This is a genomic window from Streptomyces sp. NPDC050423 (genome assembly GCF_040655445.1).
Classification (GTDB): Bacteria; Actinomycetota; Actinomycetes; order Streptomycetales; family Streptomycetaceae; genus Streptomyces.
Window position 1 is genome coordinate 1 of the sequence record NZ_JBFAJY010000013.1, and the last position, 21,051, is coordinate 21,051.

General features: G+C 71.2%; 18 protein-coding genes and 1 pseudogene. 6 read left to right on the forward strand and 13 right to left on the reverse strand.

The window, feature by feature from the left end; all coding sequences use genetic code 11:
- Positions 1-421: 421 nt before the first annotated feature.
- Positions 422-1,438 (reverse strand): non-homologous end-joining DNA ligase, encoded by a 1,017-nt coding sequence (ligD, locus tag AB0I52_RS12250; RefSeq protein WP_363071556.1) that lies wholly within the window; start codon positions 1,436-1,438, stop codon positions 422-424.
- Positions 1,439-2,272: 834 nt separating this feature from the next.
- Between ligD and AB0I52_RS12255 the strand changes: the two genes are divergently transcribed.
- The 3 genes from AB0I52_RS12255 (at position 2,273) to AB0I52_RS12265 (ending at position 4,860) form a co-directional block, all read left to right on the forward strand.
- Positions 2,273-3,238, forward strand: coding sequence for a Ku protein (locus AB0I52_RS12255; protein ID WP_363071558.1), 966 nt, complete (start codon positions 2,273-2,275; stop codon positions 3,236-3,238).
- Between the two features lie 186 nt (positions 3,239-3,424).
- Positions 3,425-4,003, forward strand: a complete 579-nt coding sequence (locus AB0I52_RS12260; RefSeq protein ID WP_363071560.1) for a type 1 glutamine amidotransferase domain-containing protein — start codon at positions 3,425-3,427, stop codon at positions 4,001-4,003.
- Positions 4,004-4,176: 173 nt separating this feature from the next.
- The gene (locus tag AB0I52_RS12265; protein WP_363071562.1) at positions 4,177-4,860 is read left to right on the forward strand and encodes an endonuclease; all 684 of its coding nucleotides are present in this window, start codon (positions 4,177-4,179) and stop codon (positions 4,858-4,860) included.
- Between the two features lie 55 nt (positions 4,861-4,915).
- On the opposite strand, the pseudogene AB0I52_RS12270 reads toward AB0I52_RS12265, so the two are convergent.
- Positions 4,916-5,092, reverse strand: a pseudogene (locus AB0I52_RS12270) (DeoR/GlpR transcriptional regulator); the annotation flags it as partial.
- A gap of 80 nt (positions 5,093-5,172) precedes the next feature.
- Complete coding sequence (thpR, locus tag AB0I52_RS12275; RefSeq protein WP_363071564.1) at positions 5,173-5,781, reverse strand: RNA 2',3'-cyclic phosphodiesterase; 609 nt, start codon at positions 5,779-5,781, stop codon at positions 5,173-5,175.
- Positions 5,782-5,879: 98 nt separating this feature from the next.
- On the opposite strand from thpR, the gene AB0I52_RS12280 reads away from it, so the two are divergent.
- Both AB0I52_RS12280 and AB0I52_RS12285 read left to right on the forward strand, forming a co-directional pair.
- Complete coding sequence (locus AB0I52_RS12280; RefSeq protein ID WP_363071566.1) at positions 5,880-6,182, forward strand: metalloregulator ArsR/SmtB family transcription factor; 303 nt, start codon at positions 5,880-5,882, stop codon at positions 6,180-6,182.
- The gene (locus tag AB0I52_RS12285) at positions 6,179-6,571 is read left to right on the forward strand and encodes a VOC family protein (protein ID WP_363071567.1); all 393 of its coding nucleotides are present in this window, start codon (positions 6,179-6,181) and stop codon (positions 6,569-6,571) included. The genes AB0I52_RS12280 and AB0I52_RS12285 overlap by 4 nt, the downstream gene beginning before the upstream one ends.
- 73 nt (positions 6,572-6,644) lie before the next feature.
- Here AB0I52_RS12285 and AB0I52_RS12290 read toward each other — a convergent pair whose 3' ends face one another.
- The 7 genes from AB0I52_RS12290 to AB0I52_RS12320 all read right to left on the reverse strand — a co-directional run bounded on the left by AB0I52_RS12290 (position 6,645) and on the right by AB0I52_RS12320 (position 13,941).
- The gene (locus tag AB0I52_RS12290; RefSeq protein WP_363071569.1) at positions 6,645-7,199 is read right to left on the reverse strand and encodes a GNAT family protein; all 555 of its coding nucleotides are present in this window, start codon (positions 7,197-7,199) and stop codon (positions 6,645-6,647) included.
- Between the two features lie 38 nt (positions 7,200-7,237).
- Positions 7,238-7,477, reverse strand: a complete 240-nt coding sequence (locus tag AB0I52_RS12295) for a LapA family protein (protein ID WP_362954451.1) — start codon at positions 7,475-7,477, stop codon at positions 7,238-7,240.
- Positions 7,478-7,653: 176 nt separating this feature from the next.
- Positions 7,654-8,616 carry an LD-carboxypeptidase gene (locus AB0I52_RS12300; RefSeq protein ID WP_363071571.1) on the reverse strand — a complete coding sequence of 321 codons (963 nt, stop codon included), beginning with the start codon at positions 8,614-8,616 and terminating at the stop codon, positions 7,654-7,656.
- Positions 8,613-10,598 (reverse strand): prolyl oligopeptidase family serine peptidase, encoded by a 1,986-nt coding sequence (locus tag AB0I52_RS12305; protein WP_363071573.1) that lies wholly within the window; start codon positions 10,596-10,598, stop codon positions 8,613-8,615. Before AB0I52_RS12305 ends, AB0I52_RS12300 begins: the two co-directional genes overlap by 4 nt.
- Before the next feature lie 20 nt (positions 10,599-10,618).
- Positions 10,619-11,962, reverse strand: a complete 1,344-nt coding sequence (locus tag AB0I52_RS12310; protein WP_363071575.1) for a M20/M25/M40 family metallo-hydrolase — start codon at positions 11,960-11,962, stop codon at positions 10,619-10,621.
- A complete protein-coding gene (locus AB0I52_RS12315; RefSeq protein ID WP_362954458.1) occupies positions 11,955-12,788 on the reverse strand; it encodes a M55 family metallopeptidase in 834 nt (277 codons plus the stop codon). Before AB0I52_RS12315 ends, AB0I52_RS12310 begins: the two co-directional genes overlap by 8 nt.
- Positions 12,789-12,939: 151 nt before the next feature.
- Positions 12,940-13,941 (reverse strand): aldo/keto reductase, encoded by a 1,002-nt coding sequence (locus tag AB0I52_RS12320; protein ID WP_363071577.1) that lies wholly within the window; start codon positions 13,939-13,941, stop codon positions 12,940-12,942.
- 152 nt (positions 13,942-14,093) lie between these two features.
- Between AB0I52_RS12320 and AB0I52_RS12325 the strand changes: the two genes are divergently transcribed.
- Positions 14,094-14,984 carry a LysR family transcriptional regulator gene (locus tag AB0I52_RS12325; RefSeq protein WP_363071579.1) on the forward strand — a complete coding sequence of 297 codons (891 nt, stop codon included), beginning with the start codon at positions 14,094-14,096 and terminating at the stop codon, positions 14,982-14,984.
- A gap of 109 nt (positions 14,985-15,093) precedes the next feature.
- Here the strand turns inward: AB0I52_RS12325 and AB0I52_RS12330 are convergent, their stop codons facing one another.
- The 3 genes from AB0I52_RS12330 to AB0I52_RS12340 form a co-directional block, all read right to left on the reverse strand.
- Positions 15,094-15,813, reverse strand: coding sequence for a class I SAM-dependent methyltransferase (locus tag AB0I52_RS12330; RefSeq protein WP_363071581.1), 720 nt, complete (start codon positions 15,811-15,813; stop codon positions 15,094-15,096).
- Between the two features lie 111 nt (positions 15,814-15,924).
- Positions 15,925-18,372 (reverse strand): SpoIIE family protein phosphatase, encoded by a 2,448-nt coding sequence (locus AB0I52_RS12335; RefSeq protein ID WP_363071583.1) that lies wholly within the window; start codon positions 18,370-18,372, stop codon positions 15,925-15,927.
- Between the two features lie 156 nt (positions 18,373-18,528).
- Positions 18,529-20,973, reverse strand: coding sequence for an MFS transporter (locus AB0I52_RS12340; protein ID WP_363071585.1), 2,445 nt, complete (start codon positions 20,971-20,973; stop codon positions 18,529-18,531).
- Positions 20,974-21,051: the final 78 nt, after the last annotated feature.

Below are 21,051 nucleotides of genomic sequence, written 5' to 3' on the forward strand. Positions count from 1 at the left end.
GCTAGGTTTATTTTTTTTCATTTCCCCAATAAAATAACCCTCTATTTTTCTCCCCGCCCCCCCGACTCCATCGGCGGACCGTCACGAAACTTCGAGGCTAGGCCATTCATCTGCCAAGATCACACTCGACACCTACGCACACTTCATGCCCGGAGCCGGGCGACGAGGGGTCGCAGCCATGGATTCGTGGCTCGCCCAAGACCACGGTCAATAAGTCCCCGAGAAGTCCCTGGCGATACCCGGCATACCCGGCATACCCGATCTTCTCGCTGAACAGCAGGTCAGAGCCCTGGCTGCCCGTCGCTGTCCGATGTAGATCAACTACAAGGGGCGGCGGGGGCCGGGGGCGGCGTCGTGACAACGGGGCGATGGCTGCTGCAGGAGCCCTGATCGGGCATCTCTCTCCTTGGCCGGCCGGGGGTCATCGCGACCGGTGAGGCCGTTCCCGTACGACTTCGGCCGCGGCCCTGTCCGGCCGGAGCCCCAGAAAGCGCGGATGGCGCAGCATTCCGTCGCGGGTCCATTCCGTGAAAGCGATCTCCGCCACGAGGACGGGCTCGACCCAGTGGATGTTTCTTTCACGCACCGGCGTGGTGAAGGGCGAGGTGGAAACTTCCAGTGCGTCGAGCCCTTCACGGAGCCCGGCCAGGGTGGCGTCGTCGAAGCCGGTGCCGACCTTGCCTGAATAGACGAGACGGCCGTTGTCGTAATGGCCGAGGAGCAGCGCGCCGAATCCGGTGCGCGCCCCGGCCGGTTCCGTGAAACCGCCGATCACGAGTTCCTGCCCGCTCGCGCACTTGAGTTTGAGCCAGTCCGGGGAGCGGCGGCGCCGGTAGCGGCTGTCGGCGCGCTTGGCGACCAGGCCCTCCCAGCCTCGGGCGCAGGCCTCATCGAGCTGACGCTGCCCGCCCTGGTTCCTGTGCGAGGTGAAGCGCACGGGAGCGTGGAAGTCGAGAGCACGCCGCAGGAGAGACTTACGGGTGCGCAGCGGGAGCCTGGTCAGGTCGATCCCGTCCAGCCGGAGGATGTCGAAGACGTAGTACGTGACGGCGACCCCAGTGGCCCGTGCCCGGCGCGGGTCGGTGAGCTGCATGCGCCGCTGGAGACGGGCGAAGTCGGTACGGCCGCGGTCGAAGGCGACGATCTCGCCGTCGATGGTGAAGCCCTGGCTCGGCTGCCCGGCGAGTGCCTCGGCAATCTCCGGAAAACCTCCCTGCACCGCACGGCCGGTGCGAGAGAGCAGGCGAACGTGGTCCGCGTCGCGGGTGGCCAGCACCCGCATCCCGTCGAGCTTACGTTCGAATAGCCAGCCGGAGCCGAAGTCGCGCCGGTCGCTGAGAACGGCAAGCATCGGGTCGGCCGCGGACTCTCCCGCGGCCGGTGCGACAGTCAGCAGCCGCTGCTGGGCCTCGGGCAGTGCCCGGAGCAGTTCATTCATCCGGCATTCTCCAAGTCCTCTTCGGCGACCGTTGCCGTTCGCGTCCGCTGCCTCCACGTCCAGCGGGAGGAGTGCCGGCTTCCACTGTCGCGCCTCGCGGCACCGCTCGCACGTGGCTCATCCCCGATGCCGGCATCTCGCGGGACCAACGGATGGGCGAGCGGAGCACACGGCATATCTGCGGGCCACCCGGCGGATTCTGAGCTGCGGCCTCGCTCCGGATGCGGTAGGGCCTGCCAGGGCCAAGGATCGAGGTACGGGCGGTGGCCGGGCCGCGTCGACGGCGGCCGCCGCTCCGGCCGGCGCACCGGACGGCAGGGGATAAACAACTGTTCCTATTTTTCTTTCAGTGGTTGCGCGGCATTGTCTGCGAATATGCTGATGTGGTGAAGCTCCGCGAAGCCGGCTCACGCTGTGGTGCGGCGAAAGAAAAGCTGCTCCTGGGCGTGAGGGTCTTCGAGTGCGACACCGGCGTTCTTGTCCTGCAGTCCGAGACGGGAACGCCGGATACAACCGTTCGCCCTCTCAACCGCAACGCTTGCCTCACAGGTACCGGAGTGGCCGGAGACCTGGGCCCCGCCGTGGTGGCGGGGTCGAAGCCCCGTGGAGCAGACCGTAGGACCCGCACCACCTGTTCGTGCCGCGAGGCACGGGCGGGGCGGGCAGGTGGCGAAATCTCCGGCCCCTCGGCCGGGACGGAAACGGGAGACCGCCAACAGGACACCAGGGCGCAACCCGCGCTCCAATGACACCGTTACGGACCATTCCGACAGAAACGCCGGAATTGCCGAGAGCTACTGATACTCAAAGCAACGGCTATGGAGGTGAGTGCGTATGCCGCGGCCATTGTGGACCGGCGCCATCAGCTTCGGCCTGGTCACGATTCCCATCAAGATCGTCAGCGCCACCGAGGATCGTTCGATCCATTTCCGTCAGGTCCATCTGGAGGACCTGGGGAGGGTCCGTACGCGCAAGGTCTGCTCGATCGACGACGAGGTTCTGCCGCAGGACGAGATCGGCAAGGGCTACGAGGTCACCAAGGACGACCTCGTCCCCGTCACCGACCAAGAGCTCGATGACATGCCGCTGCCGACGGCGAAGGCGATTGAGATCGTCTCGTTCGTCGACGCCGGCAGCATCGACCCGATCCGGATCAGTGACAGCTACTACCTCGCGTTCGACGGCCAGGTCGCCAAGAAGCCGTACACCCTTCTCCGTAAGGCCCTGGAGCGGTCCGACAAGGTCGCCGTCGCCAAATTCGCCTGGCACGGACGGGAACGCCTCGGGCTCCTCAGGGTCCGCGAGAACGCCATTGTGCTGCACGCGATGCACTGGCCCGACGAGATCCGCAGCCCGGAGTCCCTCGCGCCGAAGGCCGTCGACCTGGACGACGACGAGATCGAGCAGGCGGTCAGGCTCACCGACACGATGGCCGCCGACGACACCTCGGAGTTCCGGGACCACTACCGCGACGCCCTGGAGGAGCTCATCGAGGCCAAGGCCGACGGCAAGGAGATGCCGGAGCCGGCGGAAGGCGGAAAGGAGGGGTCCGGGAAGGTCATGGACCTGATGGCCGCGCTGAACGCCTCCGTGAAGACGGCCAAGGAGAACCGCGGCGATGGCAAGGACGCCACCGTCCACCCCATGCGGCCGGGCAAGAAGAGCACAGCGAAGAAGAGCACGGCCAAGAAGAGCACGGCGAAGAAGTCCGCAGCGCCGAAGTCGACGACCGGGAAGACCACGGCCACCAAGAGAGCCTCGGTCAAGAAGACCTCGGCGAAGAAGCGCAGCGCGTCCTGAGGAATGGCCCGCCGGCCCTGCGGCCCCGGGTCGGCAGCCCCGTCCGTGGTCTCGATCGTGGCGGCCTTCTCCGGGGCCGCCGGTACGTGGTCCCCACCGCAGGTGGCCGATTGCCGATGCCGCCACGGCGCGCAATGGTGGGACGGGGCGGAAAAGCCGTCCGCTCGGACGAGGAAGGACAAGCTGATGCCTGACCACGACGTGAGCGAGCGGAAGGTACTGGCCGTCGTCACCAACTACGGCGTCGAGCAGGACGAGCTCGTCGTACCGGTCGATCACCTTCGCGGATGGGGTGCCAAGGTCGATGTCGCCGCCGTGACCATGGACGACGTCGAGACCCTCGTCGGCGACAAGGAGCCCGGCAAGTCCGTCCGCCCCGATCTCACCCTGGACGACGTCGATCCGGCCGGCTACGACCTCCTGCTCGTGCCGGGCGGTACGTTGAACGCGGACACGCTCCGGCTGCGGGACTCCGCCACCCGGATCGTGCGTGCCTTCACCACATCCGGGCGCCCGGTCGCAGCCATCTGCCACGGCCCCTGGGCGCTGGTCGAAGCCGGGGCCGTCGCCGGCAAGCGGCTCACCTCGTACGCCTCGCTGCAGACCGACATCCGCAACGCGGGCGGTGACTGGGCCGACGAACCGGTCGTCACCGACGATGCGGGCGGCTGGCAGCTCATCACCTCGCGCAACCCCGGTGACCTGGAACCGTTCGTCCGAGAGATCGACGCGGCACTGGCTGTCCGGGACGGGTCGCAGAAGTAGCGTCGGCCGCCCGGACCACGCGAGGCGGACGGAACTTCTCGCACACGACCTGGACCTGCGGTAGGGCAGTGGCTCCGCTCCTGTCATCTGCGTCTGCGGTTGCCCGCCCGCCTGGGGAGGATTCAGCCGTACGGAAGCCCGAAGCGCTGCACGATTCGCTCAGGGAGGACGTCATGAGCGCCACGGCCACGCGCCGCAACACCGTCCGCGCACTGCTCGACAACCATGGGCAGACCTATGCGGCCCAGGCCGGGATCCGGCTCCGGGACACGCCCCAGCCGCTCTACCAGCTGCTCGTCCTCACCTGTCTTCTCAGCGCGCGAATCCGCGCTTCAGTCGCTGTCGACGCGGCCCGTGAACTGTTCGACGCGAACATGCGAACCCCCCACCGGATGCAGGACGCCACCTGGCAACAGCGGGTCGACGCACTGGGGGCCGGCCACTACCGGCGCTACGACGAGAGCAAGTCCACCACCCTCGGCGAAGGCGCGGCATTCCTCCGCGAGCGCTACGGAGGTGATCTGCGGCGTCTGCGCGAGGAGGCCGGCAAGGATCCCGCGCGTATGGAGGAGCTGCTCCAGGAGGTGCCCGGGATCGGGCCTGTCGGCGCCGCCGTCTTCCTGCGCGAGGTCCAGGGGATCTGGACCGAGCTGGAGCCCTGTCTCGATGGCAAAGCCGTCCAGGGGGCGCAGCGCCTCGGGCTGCCGGCGAACCCCCGCGAACTGGCGGAACTGGTGGCCCCGGAGCAGTTGGCCGTCTTCGCCGCGGCCCTCGTGCGGGCCGCGCTGGACAAGTCCGTGGTGGAAGACGTGAGGGAGAGGTCGGACACGGCCGCGCACACGTCCCGCGGCGACTGACCTGCCGCAGCCTGCCAGTCGGGTGGCGCAGCCGGCCGGGGCGGTCGCGCGTCGGTCAGGCGTTCACCAGGTGCAGTTCGGTTCCCGAGGCCCGCACTCCCTCGGCCGCCGCGTCGGCCAGAGGGCTGTCGGAGATGATCGCGTCGAAGGCGTTGAGGGGTGCCACGCGGTACTTGCCGAAGGTTCCGAACTTCGAGGAGCCCGCCACGAGCACGGAGCTGCCCGTGCACTCGCCCTGGACGGGCGGGCCACCGGCCTGACCCACGAGGCCCACCCCTCCGGGGACATCCGCCGGCCCGCGCCGAGGACGTCTCAGGTTCGGCCCCCGCCGTCGAACGGCCACGCCTCGATGTCGCGGTAGCGGACCGGTCCCGGGCCGCCGCCGGTCGTGCCGCCGACCAGGTGCAGGCGTTCGGCCGGCCACGGGAGGCCGGTGAACCCGGCGAACGTCGCGGCGATCTCCGCCACCGAGGACCGATCGCCCCGGCGGGCACGGGCCAGCGTCAGGTGGGGTCGCAGGGGCCGGTCCTCCAGGGCCACGCCGCAGCTCCCGACGGCGCTGCGCACGTCGGCGGCGAGTGCGTGCAACGCGTCGAGCTCTCCGTCGACGCGGCTCCACAGCACCCGGTCGTCGAAGTTGCCGCCGTCGCCCAGGGCCAGCCGCAGTGGCCGCCGGGCCGCCGCGAGGGCGGCGAGCGGCCCCATCAGCGGGGGAACGGCCGCGGCGGGGAGCTCACCGAGGAACGCCAGGGTGATGTGCCAGTCCTCGATACGGTTCCACCGCATGTCCGGGTGCGTGGCGTAGGCGGGGCGCAGCTCCCGGGCGAGTTCCTCCTTCGCCCGGTCGGGCGGAGCGAGCGCGATGAACAGGCGAAGGGTCGCGGGCCGGATCTGTTCGTTCACCCGGAATTCGTACACCATCCGGCTGGACGGGCGACGAGCGGGTGACGCGGAGCCGCGGTCCCGCTCGTGGCACGCCCCGCACGACGAGCAAGTGAGTACTTGCCTATGATGCGGTGGTGGCCGACGACCTCTTCAAAGCTCTGGCCGACCCCACCCGTCGCACCATCCTCGACGAGCTCACGGAGAAGTCCGGGCAGACACTGTTCGAGATCTGTTCGCGGCTGAGCACGAGACACGGGCTCGGCATCTCGCGTCAGGGGATCTCGCAGCACCTCGCCGTGCTGGAAGCCGCCGGGCTCGTCGAGACCAGACGGGAGGGCCGTTACAAGTTCCACGACCTGCGTACGGCTCCGCTGCGGCGGATCACCGGGCGTTGGCGCGTGCCCGATACATCCGGACCGGAGGAGAGCACCTCATGAAGATCCATCTGACCAGCGTCTTCGTCGACGACCAGGACAAGGCCGAGCGCTTCTACACCGAGATCCTCGGCTTCGTGAAGAAGCACGACGTCCCGGTGGGCGAGACCGACCGGTGGCTGACCGTCGTCTCGCCCGACGAGCCCGGCGGTACGGAACTCCTCCTGGAGCCCCTCGGCCACCCGGCCGCCAGGATCTACCGCGACGCGCTCGTGGAGGACGGGATCCCGCTCGCCCAGTTCGCCGTGGACGACGTGAAGGCGGAGTACGAACGCCTGAGCGGTCTCGGCGTCCGCTTCGTCCAGGAGCCGCTGGAGACGGGCCCCGTCACCACCGCCGTCCTCGACGACACCTGCGGCAATCTGATCCAGCTCGCGACTCAGCCGCGGTAGGAGCCGGGCGGTTCCGGCGGCCGGATACCCGCCCGCGGTGGGCCGTCGGCCGGGCCGCACGTTGCCCTCGGCGTCACCGCGTGTCGGCGGTGATCGCCCAGCGCTCGTGGTCGCGCCAGCCTCCGTCGATGAAGAGGAAGTCCGGCGAGAAGCCCTCCAGCCGGAAGCCGGCCCGGCGCACCAGTGCGAGCGAGGCCTTGTTGCCCGGCTGGATGTTGGCTTCGAGGCGGTGCAGGCCGAGGGGCCCGAAGGCGTGCCGCAGAACCAGGTCGAGCCCCTCGGCCATCAGCCCGCGCCCGGTCGCGTGGGCGAAGGCCCCGTATCCGAGGGCGCCGCAGCGGAAGCCGCCGATGACGATGTTGTTGATGTTGATGAAGCCGGCGATGGCACCGTCGGCCGCGCCCTCCGCGCCGTACCGCTCGCACACGAGGAAGCCGGCCTTTGTCGGGTCCTCGATGAGCACGGTCGCGTACGCGGCGTACCTGTCCGGATCGGCGGGCGGGAACAGCCAGGGCCGGTGCAGTTCGCGGCTCTCCCGGGACCGTGCGGTGAACTCGTCGGCATCCGCGAGGGTGAAGGGGCGGATCGCCGTGCGCGACCCCTCGGCCAGGTAGGTGGTGTCGGACATCGGCCCAGCGTAGGTGCTGTACTCGGGACGGGCCGGTGCTACTTGGGCCGCCTGCGGAAGACGTAGGCGCCGCAGGCCATGCCTGCCACGAACATCACGATCAGCGCCACGTAGAGCGGCATGGTCACCAGCGGGATCAGGAGGCGGACCGTCACGTCGCCGGTGTTCTCCGCGATGAACACCACCGACAGGACCGCGACGACGAGAACCAGAATACGGGCCGGGGTGAACGGCCCGGTGCCTCTTGTCCCGCCGCTCGACACATCTTTCGGGCTCATGAACCGGCCCCTTCCCTGCTCCTGGCGCGCCTCCGCCCCCGGAGCACCAGGATGACTCCGTCCGGGTGCCGGCGGGCGGTCCTGTACGCCCATACGGGTGGCAGGGGCGGGGCAGGCGCTCGCCTCATCGGTTCACGGTGCCGGCCCCGGTTCGGGCCGGGAAGCCCCCGCCCCGCTCAGACCAGCGCCGGCACCTCGACCGTGAGGGTGGCCGGCCCGCCGTCCGCGGGCGCGTCCAGCACGGCCGGTACCCCGAGCGGAATCGTCAGCCCGGTGGGGCCGTGACCGAAGCCGAGCTCCTCGACGACGGGGACACCGAGGCCGCCGAGCCGGTCGGCAAGCACCGCCCGCACCTTCGCGTACGGCCCGCAGCCCGCCCAGGAGCCGCAGGCCACCCCGGCGATATCGTCGAGCGCCCCGGCCCGCAGCAGCTGGGTGAGGATGCGGTCGATGCCGTACGGGTCCTCGGTGGTGTCCTCGATGACCAGCAGCCCGCCGCGGGCCGACCGCCGCGCGTGCGGGGTGCCCAGATCGGCGGCCAGCAGGCTCACGCAGCCGCCGTAGGTGATCCCCCGGGCCCGGCCGGGCACCATGACCCCCGCTCCGTCGAGCCCCAGTGTCCGTACCGTCTCGGGCTCGAACAGGGTGGCCCGCAGGGACTCCTGGGTGCGCGGGTCCTTGAGGAAGGCCTCGGTGCCGACCATGGGGCCGTGCAGGGTGGCGAGCCCGGCCCGCAGGGCGAACGCCTCGTGGAGCACGGTGATGTCGCTGTATCCGACGAACACCTTGGGCCCGGCGGCCCGCATCGCCGCCCAGTCGAGCAGATCGACCATGCGGTGCGCCCCGTACCCGCCGCGGGCGCAGATCACCGCGTCGACCGACGGATCGCACCAGGCGTCCTGGAGGTCCCGGGCGCGCGCCTCGTCCGTACCGCCGAGGTAGTCCAGCTCCGGGTGCACGTCCAGGACGTGCGGCAGCGTCACGGGGTCCAGGCCCCAGCCGCGCAGGACGTCGAGGCCCGGCTCCAGGCGGTCGACGGGCACCGGCCCGCTCGGGGAGACGACGGCGACCCTGGCGCCCGCGCGCAGCCGGGCCGGGCGGGTCAGGGGTGCGAGGGGTGCGGAGGGCGTGAGGGTCACTTCCGCAGCTCCAGCCGCGGCACGTCGGTCCGCTCGATACCGAAGGTCTGGGCGTAGAGGGAGAGTTCGGCCTCCAGCGCACTGATCATGGTGTCGGCGCGGCGGAAGCCGTGACCCTCGCCCGGGTAGGTGAGGTAGGCGTGCGGGATGCCGCGCCCCTCCACGGCGGCGAGGAAGCGTTCGCACTGCACGGGCGGGCAGATCGGGTCGTCCTCCCCCTGGAGCAGCAGGAACGGCGTGGTGAGCCGGTCGGTGCGGGTGATCGGCGACCGTTCACGGTAGCGGTCGGGGACCTCGGCGAGCGGGCCCACCAGCGACTCCAGGTACTGCGACTCGAAGTCGTGGGTCTCCCCCGTGCCCCAGCCGGTCAGGTCGAGGATGGGATAGATGATGGTGCCGCAGGCATAGACGTCGGTGCCGGTCAGCGAGGCGGCGGTCGTCCACCCGCCGGCGCTGCCGCCGCGGACGGCGAGCCGGTGCGGGTCCGCGGTGCCCTCGGCGGCGAGCGCCCCGGCGACGGCGGCGCAGTCCTCCACGTCGACGACGCCCCACTGTTCGCGCAGGCGGTTGCGGTAGGCCCGTCCGTAGCCGGTCGAGCCGCCGTAGTTGACCTCGGCCACGCCGATGCCGCGCGAGGTGAAGTAGGCGATCTCCAGGTCGAGGACGAGCGCGGCATGGCCGGTGGGGCCGCCGTGCGCCCACACGACGTAGGGCGGCAGTTCGTCGGCCGGTCCGGTCCGGTCGGGGCTGTGCGGCGGGTAGATGTGGGCGTGGATCTCCCGGCCGCCCGGACCGGCGAAGGTGCGGTCGGCGGGGCGAGGGTAGTACGCGGGGTCGACCGCGTCCTCGTGGGGTGCCCCGATGATCCGGGTGTGCCCGCTCGACGTGTCCAGCTCCACGATCTCGTAGGCGCTGTGCGGGCTCGCGGCGATGCCGATGACCCGGCTGTCCTGCACGGCGAGCGTTCCGGCCCATTCGGTCCAGGGTCCGGCGATGTCGACGAGACTGCCGGTCTCCGGGTCGAGGATGCCGAGCGTGGTGGACCCCTTGCCGTGCAGGGTGGCGATCAGCCCGTTCGCCAGCGGCCGGAACCAGCTGAGGCCGATCTTCCACAGCGGTCCGGCGAACTCCTCCTGCCTGGGACAGAGTTCCACCGCTTTGCCGTCCGGACCCGCGCGGTACAGGTTCCACCACCCGCTACGGTCACTGGCGAGGAGCAGCTGTCCGTCCGCGGCCCACTGGATCTGCGGTACCGATTCCTCCGGACCGCCCAGGAGGGTCCGGGGGGCGTGGAACGTACCGTCGTCGCCGAGGTCCGCGACGATCACCTCGGTGCCGTCCCACGGCATCCGCGGGTGGTCCCAGGCGATCCAGGCCGCCTGCCGTCCGTCGGGCGAGAGCTCGGGCCCGGTGACGAACCGGTGCCGGCCGTCGGAGAGTTCGCGTACCGCCGACCTGTCCCCGGCCGCCGAGCCGTCGAGCGGCACGGCGGCGATCAGCCTGCGCAGTTCGCCCGTTCCCTCGCCGGTGAACTCCTCCAGGACGCACCAGACCTCGCCCGACGCGCTCCGGTCCGGGTGCAGTCGCGGATCGACCCAGCGCAGTCCGCCGCCGACCGGAGAGAGGGGGGTGAGCGGCCAGGGTTCGCCGGGCCCGTCCGGCTCGTAGGCGTACAGCCGCTGGTCGTCGAAGTGGACGAAGACGATCAGCGGGCCGCCCTCGGCGCGTTCCGTGCCGGTCCAGGGCCGTCCGCCGTACTCGATGACCCGGCTGCGGACGTTCCAGGGGGCGGGCAGCTCCGCGGTGGTCCCGTCGGCCAGGCGTCGCACGAGGGCGCGCCGGCCGGCCTGGGCCGGGCGCGGCTCCGTCCACCACAGTTCGTCGCCGACCGCTTCGACGTACTCCGGCCGGCCGTCCCGCGAGGCGGCCAGCGCGGCGTCGATCGGTGACGGCCAGCTTCCGTAGGCCCCTGTGGTTGCCATGTTCGATTCCCCCGAGTGGGTCAGGCGGTGCGGAGATAGTGGTCCAGGACCCGGACGCCGAAGTGCAGCGCCTCGACGGGGACACGTTCGTCCACGCCGTGGAAGAGGGCCTGGTAGTCGAAGCCGACAGGCAGCTTCAGCGGTGAGAAGCCGTAGCCGGTGATGCCGAGCCGGGAGAACTGCTTGGCGTCGGTACCGCCGGACATGGAGTACGGCACCACGTGACCGTCCGGGTCGAACCGCTCGACTGCGGCCCGGAGCTTGGCGTACGTGGGTGAGTCGACCGGGGCTTCCAGGGCGATCTCGCGGTGGTGGAACTCCCAGTCGACCGAGGGGCCGGTCAGCCGGTCCATGGTGGCGTGGAAATCGTCCTCACCGCCGGGCACCGTCCGGCCGTCGATGAAGGCGGTGGCGTGGCCCGGGATCACGTTGACCTTGTAACCGGCGTCCAGCATCGTCGGGTTGGCACTGTTGCGGACGGTCGGTTCGACGAGGGCCGCGGCGGGTCCGATCTTGCCGAGGAGTTCGTCCACGTCGAAGCCGGGGGCGTCGAGGTCGGGGTGGATGCCGTGCAGTGCGGCGATCTCGGTGAGCGCGGCGCGGACCGTCGGGGTGAGGCGTACCGGCCATTCGTGTGCGCCGATGCGGGCGACGGCGGCGGCCAGCGTACTGACGGCGTTGGCCTTGTTGACCTTGGAGCCGTGTCCCGCTTTGCCGTGTGCGGTGAGCTTGAGCCATCCGGTGCCGCGTTCGCCCGCCGCGATGGGGTAGAGCGGCATGTTCGGTCCGGCGTGGAAGGTGAAGGCGCCGGATTCGCTGATGCCCTCCGTGCAGCCCTCGAAGAGTCCGGCGTGCTGATCGGCCAGGAAGCCCGAGCCGTCGTCGGCGCTGGCCTCCTCGTCGGCGGTGTACGCGATCACGATGTCGCGGCGGGGCCGGATGCCGGCCCTGGCCCAGAACCGGACGACGGCGAGGACCATCGCGTCCATGTTCTTCATGTCGATGGCGCCGCGGCCCCAGACGACCCCGTCGCGGACCTCGCCGGAGAAGGGGTGCACGGTCCAGTCGTCGGCCTCCGCGGGCACCACGTCCAGGTGCCCGTGGACCAGGAGCGCTTCGGCGGACGGGTCGGTGCCCGCGATCCGGGCGACCACGTTGGTACGGCCGGGGGTGCGCTCCAGGAGCACGGGGTCGAGTCCGGCTCCGGCCAGCCGCTCCGCGACGTACTCGGCCGCCGGGCGTTCGCGGCAGTCGCCGCCGCCCCGGTTGGTGGTGTCGATGCGGATCAGTTCGGAGGTGAACGTCACCGATTCGTCGAGCGCGAGGTCGTCGACGCGGTTCTTGGGGTTGGTCACCTCAGCCATACTGTTCCTCCACGGCGGAAGACACGATGGTCGTCACCGCCTTGAACGTGCGGATACCTTCGTACATCGTCTCGCTCGTGTAGGCGACACGCCTCTCGCCGGACGCCGCCGCGCCGGGTACGACGGTGGCTGCCGCGGCCAGGTGCTCGGCGTCGAACTCCAGCTCCACGGTGAACGGTCCGCCCTCGACCGCCGGGTACCGCCCGGCGAGAGCCGTCGCCTCCTTGGCCGCCGCACGGATGTCGGCGGCGGTACGGGCGGGGGTGCGGCAGACCGCGGCGTACCGCGAGACGTAGTCCTTGACCGCGACCGTACGGGCGTCGGGGGCGTACCCCCGCGCGTCCACACAGGTCAGGTCGTCCCCGGTGACGAGGACGACGGGGACGCCGTACTCGGCGGCGACGTGTGCGTTGAGCAGCCCCTCGCTGGCCCTGACCCCGTTCAGCCACACCCCGGTGATGGAGTTGGCCAGATAGGTGTGGGCCAGGACGCCTTCCGTGCCGGCACCCGTGTGGTAGCCGACGAAGGCGACCGCGTCGACGTCCCCGTGCTGGATGCCCTCCACCATGCTGAGCGACTTGTGCTTGCCGGTGAGCATCTGGACCCGGTCGTCGAGCCGTTCCAGCAGCAGGTTGCGCATGGTCCAGTGGGCCTCGTTGATGAGCACCTCGTCGGCGCCGCCGTCGTAGAACCCGAGGGCCGCGGCGTTGACGTCGGAGGTGAACAGGGAACGGCACCGCTCCCACTGCGGGGTGCCGGGCAGCACATCGGCCGGCCAGGTCACACCGGTGGCGCCTTCCATGTCGGCGCTGACGAGGATCTTCATGCGGCCACACGGTACGCGTCGCGGAACGGGCGGGCCAGGGCTGTCCGGACCTCCAGTGGTCCACTCCACTGAAGGAGGTCCGTTCCGCCGGAAGAGGGCCCGTCCGCCGCCGGGGGCCCGTCCGCCGCCGGCGGCCGGACCGGAGCGGGCCTCAGCGGCGCTTGGCGCCCTTCAACAGCTTTTCGATCCGGCTGAGTTCCTTGTCGCTGAACTCCAGGTTGCGGACCGCCTGGACGCTGTTCTCCAGCTGGGCGACGCTGCTCGCCCCGACGACGGCGGAGGTGACCCGGCCGCCGCGCAGCACCCAGGCCAGCGCCATCTGCGCCAGCGACTGACCGCGCTCGGAGGCAAGTTGGTCGAGCTCGCGGAGCGATCCGACCAACTCCGGGGTGACCGAGTCGGCGGACAGGAACGGGCTGCTGCCCGCCGCCCGTGAACCCTCCGGGATGCCGCGGAGGTATCGGTCGGAGAGGATGCCCTGCTCCAGCGGGGAGTACGCGATGGAGCCGGTGCCCAGCTCGTCGAGGGCGGCGAGCAGGCCGTCCTCGACCCAGCGGTCCAGCATCGAGTATCGCGGCTGGTGGATGAGCAGCGGGGTGCCGAGGTCCTTCAGGATCCGGGCGGCCTCGCGGGTCTGCTCGGCCGAGTAGTTGGAGACACCCACGTAGAGCGCCTTGCCCTGCCGCACCGCCGAGTGGAGCGCGCCCATCGTCTCTTCGAGCGGGGTCCCGGGGTCGGGCCGGTGGGAGTAGAAGATGTCGACGTAGTCGAGCCCGAGGCGGCCGAGGCTCTGGTCGAGCGAGGAGAGCAGGTTCTTGCGCGAGCCCCACTCCCCGTAGGGGCCGTCCCACATCAGATAGCCGGCCTTGGTGGAGACGATGATCTCGTCCCGGTGCCGGGCGAAGTCCGTACTCAGCGCGCGGCCCATCGCGGTCTCGGCGGAGCCGGGCGGCGGGCCGTAGTTGTTCGCCAGGTCGAAGTGGGTGATCCCGAGGTCGAACGCCCTGCGGAGGATCTGTCCCTGGGTCTCCGGCGTCCGGTCCCCGCCGAAGTTGTGCCACAGGCCGAGCGAGAGGGCCGGCAGCTTCAGCCCGCTGCGCCCGGTGCGCCGGTAGGGCATGTCCTGGTAACGGTCGGCGGACGGGATGTACATGCGGGGCTCCCCGGGAGAGATCGTTCCGGCCGCCGGGGACGCGCCGCTGTTCGGCTCCGCCCCGGCGAGGTTGCGGGGTCCAGGTTCGCCCACATCGATCCAGCAGTCCAACAGGAGATTCCGCTTGGATTCAGCGCCTATATTTCTCAATCATGGAGTTGCGCCAGCTGGAACATTTCGTCGCGGTCGCCGAGGAGCAGCACTTCACCCGGGCCGCCGAACGCCTCGCCGTGTCGCAGTCCGGCCTCTCCGCCTCCGTCCGGGCGCTGGAACAGGAGCTGCGGACCCCGCTGTTCAGCCGGACCACCCGCAGTGTGCGGCTGACCGAGGCCGGGCGCGCCCTGCTGGTGGAGGCCGAGCGCACGCTGGCGGGCGCGCGGGCGGCGAAGGACGCCGTCGACGCCGTACGAGGACTGCTGCGCGGCACCCTGTCGGTGGGCGTCGAGCAGTGCGTGGCTGGGGTGAGCCTGCCGCGGCTGCTCGCCGCCTTCCACCGCGCGCACCCGCACATGGAGATCCGGCTCCGCCAGGAGGGGACGACGAGCCTGGTGGACGGGGTGGCCGGAGGACGGCTCGACATCGCGTTCGCCGCCACGGTCAGCTCCGTGGAGTGGCGCGGCGAGCTGGTCCCGCTGGCTCGTGAGCCCATGGTCCTGCTGTGCGCCCCCGGCCATCGGCTGGCCGCGACGGACCGGGTCGGGTGGGACGAGCTGCCGGGTGAGCCGTTCATCGACTTCCATCCGGACTGGGGTCCGCGCCGCGCGGCCGACGAGGCGTTCGCGACGGCGCGGCTGCGCCGCACGGTGGCGCTTGAGGTCAACGACGTGCACAGCCTGCTGGAGCTGGTGCAGGAGGGCCTCGGCATCGCGGTGGTGCCGCACCACTTCTCCCGCAAGCCCGAGGCGCGGCACCTGGTGACGGTCCGGCTCGACGGTGCGGTCCAGCCGTACTACGAGAGCGTCGTGGTGCTTCCGGACGCGCGGACCATGAGCCCCGGAGCGCGGGCGCTCATGACGCTGGTGCGGGACGAGACGGGGCGGTGAGCGCGGCCGGGTCGAGGACTTCGCGGCGAGAAGGGGCCGCGGCTGCTGCCCTGAGGGACGCCTCCGGCCCCGGACGGTTCGCGCGTCCGGGGCCGGACCGCGCGTCGGATCAGCCGACGGCCAGCACGTACCACCTGGCCGGCAGGTCGATCCGGGTCCCGTCGGGCAGCTGCTCGGTCTGCGGCAGGGCCGTGTCACCGCTGTCCAGGATGGTCAGCCCGGCCGCCCTCAGCAGGTCGGGCACCTCCTCCTCGCCGGCGTCGGCCGGCTTGAGCCCGTGGTCGTAGACCCGGCGCAGCTTCTTGGGCGGCCCGTCCGGCCCCTGCGCCGCCCGCCGGAGCACGTCCTTGGAGGCCGGGGTCAGCTCGGCGACGAAGGCCCGGCCACGCGCCCCCAGCAGCGTCGCCACGGCTGCGGCGACCGCGGGCCTGTCCTCGGCCTCGCTCTGGTGGATCACCGCTCGCATATAGACGTTGGCGTCCCCGATCCGCTCGTGCAGGGCGCGCACCGCGCCGCCGTCGGTCAGATCCAGCTGGGCGAACTCGGCGACGCCCTCGGTGTCCGCCCGGCGGGCATGGCCGATCGCGGCGTGCGAGAGGTCCACGCCGATGGCGCGGGCGAACCGGGTGGCCAGGTAGCGGGTCTGGGTGCCGTTGCCGCAGCCGAGGTCGGCAACGGGCAGTGCGGCGTCGGCGTAGGGCAGGAGCAGTTCGCTGTGCGGGGCGGCGCTCAGTGAGGGGTCCGCGTCCCAGATCGCCTCGCCGGGCTCGTCCGATGTGGCGGCCCAGAAGCCTTCCCACGCCTCGCTGTACCGCTGTGAAACATCCATGCGCACTCCCGAGTCCCGTCGCACTGAGGCACCTTGCACAACAAGGGACTACCGCCCCCCACTGAGCAGGGCAAGGGTGCGCACAGGACCGGACACCGGGGGCGGCTGCTTTTACCAGCCGTTGCGCCGGGGGCGGGGCAGCCGGGAGAGCGCCAGCTCGAACCAGACGGTCTTGCCGCGAGCCGTGGTACTGCTGCCCCACTCCCGGGCGAGGCCGCTCACCAGGACGAGCCCGCGGCCGAACTCGTCGTCGGCGGTGGCTTCGAGGAGCGTGGCGGGGGCGGGCTCGTCGTCAGTGACCTCGCAGAGCAGGGCGCCGGTACGGACCAGCCGGAGCCCGATGTGATGGGTGCGTCCGTGCTTCACGGCATTGGTGACGAGCTCGCTGACCATCAGTTCGGCCGCCTCCACGGCGTCCGGCAGCTCCCAGTCGAGCAGCTTGCCGCGGACCATCCGGCGGGCGCGGGCCACCTCGCGTGGATCCAGGGCGAGTTGCCACTCGACGACGTCGTCGTCGGGGATGCCGTTGAGGCGGGCCATCAGCAGCGCGACGTCGTCCTTGCGGCCGCCGCTGGGGTTGAGCGCGCGGATGATCGTGTCGCAGGCGTCGTCCATGGACGCGGCGGGGTGCGCGGCGGAGGCGCAGAGCGCGGCGAGACCGGCACCGATGTCCTGGCCGCGCACCTCGACCAGGCCGTCGGTGCAGAGCACCAGGCGGTCGCCCGGCAGGACGCGCACGGTCGCGGTCGCGAAGGCCACCCCGCCGACGCCGATCGGGGCCCCGGTCGGCAGGTCGAGCAGTTCGGCCCGGCCGTCCTCGGCACGGACGAGCACCGGCGGGATGTGCCCGGCGTTGGCGATCTGGAGTTCGGAACGGATCGGGTCGTACACGGCGTAGAGGCAGGTGGCCAGATACTGTTCGCCGAGGCGCTGGGCCAGGTCGTCCAGATTGCGCAGCAGCTGCGCCGGCGGCATCTCCATGGTGGCCATCGTCAGTACGGCGGTACGCAACTGGCCCATCATCGCCGCCGAGTTGAGCCCGTGTCCCATCACGTCGCCGACGACCAGCGCGGTCCGGGAGCCGGGAAGCTTCACCGAGTCGAACCAGTCGCCGCCGACCCTGCCGAGCCGGGCGCCGGGCAGATAGCGGGTGGCGATGTCGCAGCCGGCCATGCACGGCTCGACCTGGGGCAGCATGCTGTCCTGGAGCGTCTCCGCGACGTTCTCCTGGTAGGTGTACATGCGGGCGTTGTCGAGGACGAGCCCGGCCCTGGCGGCGAGTTCGGCGCCGGTGGTGCGGTCCATGTCGTCGAAGGGTTCCCGGCCGGGGCGCCGCATCAGGACCATGAAGCCGAGCACCACGTCGCGGGCCTTGAGCGGCACGATGAGCAGGGAGCGGTGGGTGATCAGCGGACGCAGATCGCGCTTCTCGAACTCGCCCGAGATCCGGTTGCTCAACTCCTCGCTGACGTAAGGGATGATGACCGGCTCGCCGGTGACCATGCACTGGAAGAACGGGGTGTGTTCCGGGAACGCGATGGACTCGCCGACCGGCACGGTGTCGTCCCAGCGGCCCGGTTCGTCGTTGTGCTCGACCCAGACCCGGTGCCAGACCGTCGTGATGTCGGGCGGGCCGTCCGGGAAGCCCTCGCCGGCGAGGACCGCGGCGCGCAGATGGGTGCCCGCGAAGTCCGTGAAGCGGGGCACCGCGGCGCTGGTGACCTCGCGGATGGTGCGCTCCAGGTCGAGGGAGGAACCGATCCGGCCGCTGACCTCGTTGAGGAATTCCAGCCGTTCACGGACAGCCGCGTATTCGAGGTCCAGCTCGGGGCGGGGCGCCGCGCGGGGCGCGAGCCGGCCGTCGGTGACGTCCCGCGGGTCTCGCGGTTCCCGGTGCCCGGCGCGTTGCGGCACTCCCCAGTCGGGGGTCACCGGGATTCGATCGTGTCGACTGAATTCCAGCACGGGATAGCCGAGTTCGAGTACCTGGGAGACGATCCGAGTGGCCTCGTGGACGCTCATGCTGGGCAGGATCTCGGGCAGCCGCCCGGACAGCTCCCGGTAGCCGGGGAAATCGGTGTGCAGGGCGAATCCGGGTGCGATCGTCTCGGCGCCCCGGCCGTCCCCCGCCTCCGCGCCGCGTACCTGCGCGGAGTCCGCGGCGAGCACGAGCAGCCGCTCGGGGCCGGGGCCGACGAGCGGATAGGCCCACCACAGGACCTCGATCCGGCCGCGGTCCGGTTCGTCCACCCGGGCCCGGCCCGCCGTCGGGTAGGCGACGGTGCCGCTGAAGGAGCTGTCGAGCTCGGGGCCGTACTCGGCGTACGTCCCGCCTCGCGGCGGTTCACCGTGGTCCCGTAACGCCCCGGCGACCGGGAGCAGTTCACCGGCCGGGCAGCCGACCGCGTCGTCCCGGGCGACTCCGAAGAGCCTTCTGGCCCCGGTCGACCAGTGCGACACGAGTCCGTCCGCGTCGACGACGACCACGGCGAGCGGCACTCGGCCCGCCGCGGCGTCTCGCGGTTGTGGTGTCCTCTGCGACGGCACACCGAGGTCCATGGGTGGAAGGCTCCTTCCCCACCGCAAAGTTCTGCGGTACGAGGCTCCACCGTACGGGGCCGCGACGGACGCTCGCCGGTCATCGACCGAATCGCCCCCGAAGGTGGTGCGCCCCGCGCACTCGGGGGCGCACTACCTTCACCACCCGTCGCGGGTTCAGTCCTCGTGTCCCAGCTGGAGGTCCCTTTCGGTGCGCCCGCCGCCCGCGACCTGGAGGACGGTGGCCACCGGCGGGTAGCCGGCGGCGATCACGGTGTACTCGCCGGTGGACAGGTCGACGAACCGGAAGGCCCCGTCGGGCCCGGTGGTCAGGGTGTCGACCACATTGCCCGCCGCGTCCAGGAGCGTGACCCTCGCGTCCTCCACGAGCCGCCCGCCGCTGGCGCGTACGACGCCGCGGAGCACGGCGCCGCCGGCCAGTTCGATGTCCTGCCGGGTCTCGCGGGCCGCCTGCACGCTGACCGGCAGTGCGGCGGGCCGGAACGCGGGGGCGCTGGCCGCGAGGGTGTACTCACCCGCCACCAGTTCGGAGATCACATAGCCGCCCTCGCGGCCGCTGCGGGTGGAGGAGACCACCTCGCCGCGTACGTCGGTCAGGGTGACGGCCGCGTCGCGCACCGGAACGCCGTCCGCCGTCAGCACGGTCCCCGCCAGCCGGCCCGCACCGCCGAGCACCACGTCGAGTTCCACGGGCCGCTCGCCCACGGTGACGCTGACCGCCTGCGGCTGGTGGCCCCCGGCAGCGGCGATGAGGACGTACGAACCGGCGCCGGGGACGCTGAGCGCGTACCGTCCCTCGTCACCGCTGGCGCCCCTGCCGACCTGCTGTCCCTGGACGTCGATGAGGGTGAGGGCGGCGCGCGGGACCTTCGTGCCGTCGGGGTGCTGGACGCTGCCGCAGACGGGCACCCCCGAGAGGGGGCCGGCGGGCTGCGTGCCCGGGTCGGTGCGGGCGGAGGGGATCGTCGCGGGCTCGGCTGCGGTTTCGGGGCTGTGGTGGGACACCAGCGGTTTCTCCTTGAGGAAGAAGGCGAAGAACAGGCCCAGCACGAGGACCGGCACAAGGTAGAGGAAGATCCGGGGCATCGCGTCGGCGTATGCCTGGATATAGCTGTCACGCAGCACCGGGTCCATGGCGTGGACCAGCTGCGGCGTGATCGACTCGGGGTCGGGCAGATCCGCTCCGGACGGCAGGCGCACCGCGAGCGCGTCGGCGAGCCGCCCGGCGAAGAGCGTGCCGAACACGGCCGCGCCGACGCTGCCGCCGATCTGCCGGAAGTAGTTGTTGGCGCTGGTGGCGGTGCCGAGGTCGGCGGGCCGTACGGAGTTCTGCACGGCGAGCACCAGCACCGGCATGATCAGCCCGATCCCGAGACCGAGCACCGCCTGCGAGACGCTGTACTCCAGCCGCGGGGTGTCCGTCTCGAGCCGGGACAGCAGCCACATGCCCACCGCCGCGAGAGCGCTGCCGGCGATCGGGTAGACCCGGTACTTGCCGGTGCGGGAGATCAGCTGGCCGGAGACGACGGACGCGGCCACGATGCCGCCCATCATCGGGAGCATCAGCAGCCCGGACTCGGTGGCGGTGGCCCCGTCGACCATCTGGAGGAAGGTCGGCAGGTAGCTGGCGGCGCCGAACAGGGCGACTCCCACGACCGCGCCGACGAGTGCGCTGACATTGAAGATCGAGTCACGGAACAGCCGCAGCGGAATGATCGGTTCGGGCGCGCGGTGCTCGACGACGACGAACAGCAGAGTCGTTCCGGCGGCTCCGGCGGCCAGCCCCAGGATGGTGCCCGAGCCCCAGGCGTACTCCGTGCCGCCCCAGCTCGTCAGCAGCACCAGACAGGTGGAGGCGGCGGCCAGCAGCAGCGCGCCGAGGATGTCGAGCCGCGGCCGGACGGTGGGCTTCGGGAGCTTCAGCACGACCGTGATGACGGCGAAGGTGACCAGGCCGAACGGGATGTTGATGTAGAAGCACCAGCGCCAGGAGGCGTGGTCGGTGAAGAAGCCGCCGAGCAACGGGCCCGCCACGGAGGCGAGTCCGAAGGCCGCGCCGATGAGCCCCATGAACCGGCCGCGCTCCCGGGGCGGCACGACGTCCGCGATGATCGCCTGGACGCCGATCATCAGCCCGCCGCCGCCGACGCCCTGGAGGGCACGGAAGGCGATCAGTTCGTCCATGGTGCGCGACCAGCCGGCCAGCGCGGAGCCGATGACGAAGACGACGATCGCGAACTGGAAGACGCCCTTGCGGCCGAAGAGGTCGCCGAGCTTGCCGTAGACCGGGAGCCCGATGGTGGAGGCGAGCAGATAGGCGGTGACCGCCCAGGACATCTTCTCCAGGCCGTGCAGCTCACCGACGATCTTCGGGAGCGCGGTGGCGACGATCATCTGGTCGAGCGCCGCGAGCAGCAGCGTGAGCATCAGCCCGATGAAGATCAGCCGGATGCGGCGGGGGTCCGTCTCGGGTGCCGGGGGCACGAACGGAGCGGCTGGTTCCGCCGCGGTCGGCGGCGGGGGCGGTTCGGACGTCCGCACCGTTCCGGTGCCGCCCGTACCGTCTGGCTCGTCCTTCACCAGAGTGATCCCACCCACCACGTGCCGCTCCCCTCGTCGCATCTGCGCCGCCCATTTCTCGCATTGCGATACAAGGGAGGGCAAACGCGGCGGGGGGCA

What these genes read in the sequence shown, in the direction of transcription:
- ligD (WP_363071556.1), bottom strand. Translation starts at nt 1,438, where the DNA reads ATGAATGAACTGCTCCGGGCACTGCCCGAGGCCCAGCAGCGGCTGCTG.
- AB0I52_RS12255 (WP_363071558.1), top strand. Translation starts at nt 2,273, where the DNA reads ATGCCGCGGCCATTGTGGACCGGCGCCATCAGCTTCGGCCTGGTCACG.
- AB0I52_RS12260 (WP_363071560.1), top strand. Translation starts at nt 3,425, where the DNA reads ATGCCTGACCACGACGTGAGCGAGCGGAAGGTACTGGCCGTCGTCACC.
- AB0I52_RS12265 (WP_363071562.1), top strand. Translation starts at nt 4,177, where the DNA reads ATGAGCGCCACGGCCACGCGCCGCAACACCGTCCGCGCACTGCTCGAC.
- thpR (WP_363071564.1), bottom strand. Translation starts at nt 5,781, where the DNA reads ATGGTGTACGAATTCCGGGTGAACGAACAGATCCGGCCCGCGACCCTT.
- AB0I52_RS12285 (WP_363071567.1), top strand. Translation starts at nt 6,179, where the DNA reads ATGAAGATCCATCTGACCAGCGTCTTCGTCGACGACCAGGACAAGGCC.
- AB0I52_RS12290 (WP_363071569.1), bottom strand. Translation starts at nt 7,199, where the DNA reads ATGTCCGACACCACCTACCTGGCCGAGGGGTCGCGCACGGCGATCCGC.
- AB0I52_RS12295 (WP_362954451.1), bottom strand. Translation starts at nt 7,477, where the DNA reads ATGAGCCCGAAAGATGTGTCGAGCGGCGGGACAAGAGGCACCGGGCCG.
- AB0I52_RS12305 (WP_363071573.1), bottom strand. Translation starts at nt 10,598, where the DNA reads ATGGCAACCACAGGGGCCTACGGAAGCTGGCCGTCACCGATCGACGCC.
- AB0I52_RS12310 (WP_363071575.1), bottom strand. Translation starts at nt 11,962, where the DNA reads ATGGCTGAGGTGACCAACCCCAAGAACCGCGTCGACGACCTCGCGCTC.
- AB0I52_RS12315 (WP_362954458.1), bottom strand. Translation starts at nt 12,788, where the DNA reads ATGAAGATCCTCGTCAGCGCCGACATGGAAGGCGCCACCGGTGTGACC.
- AB0I52_RS12320 (WP_363071577.1), bottom strand. Translation starts at nt 13,941, where the DNA reads ATGTACATCCCGTCCGCCGACCGTTACCAGGACATGCCCTACCGGCGC.
- AB0I52_RS12325 (WP_363071579.1), top strand. Translation starts at nt 14,094, where the DNA reads ATGGAGTTGCGCCAGCTGGAACATTTCGTCGCGGTCGCCGAGGAGCAG.
- AB0I52_RS12330 (WP_363071581.1), bottom strand. Translation starts at nt 15,813, where the DNA reads ATGGATGTTTCACAGCGGTACAGCGAGGCGTGGGAAGGCTTCTGGGCC.
- AB0I52_RS12335 (WP_363071583.1), bottom strand. Translation starts at nt 18,372, where the DNA reads ATGGACCTCGGTGTGCCGTCGCAGAGGACACCACAACCGCGAGACGCC.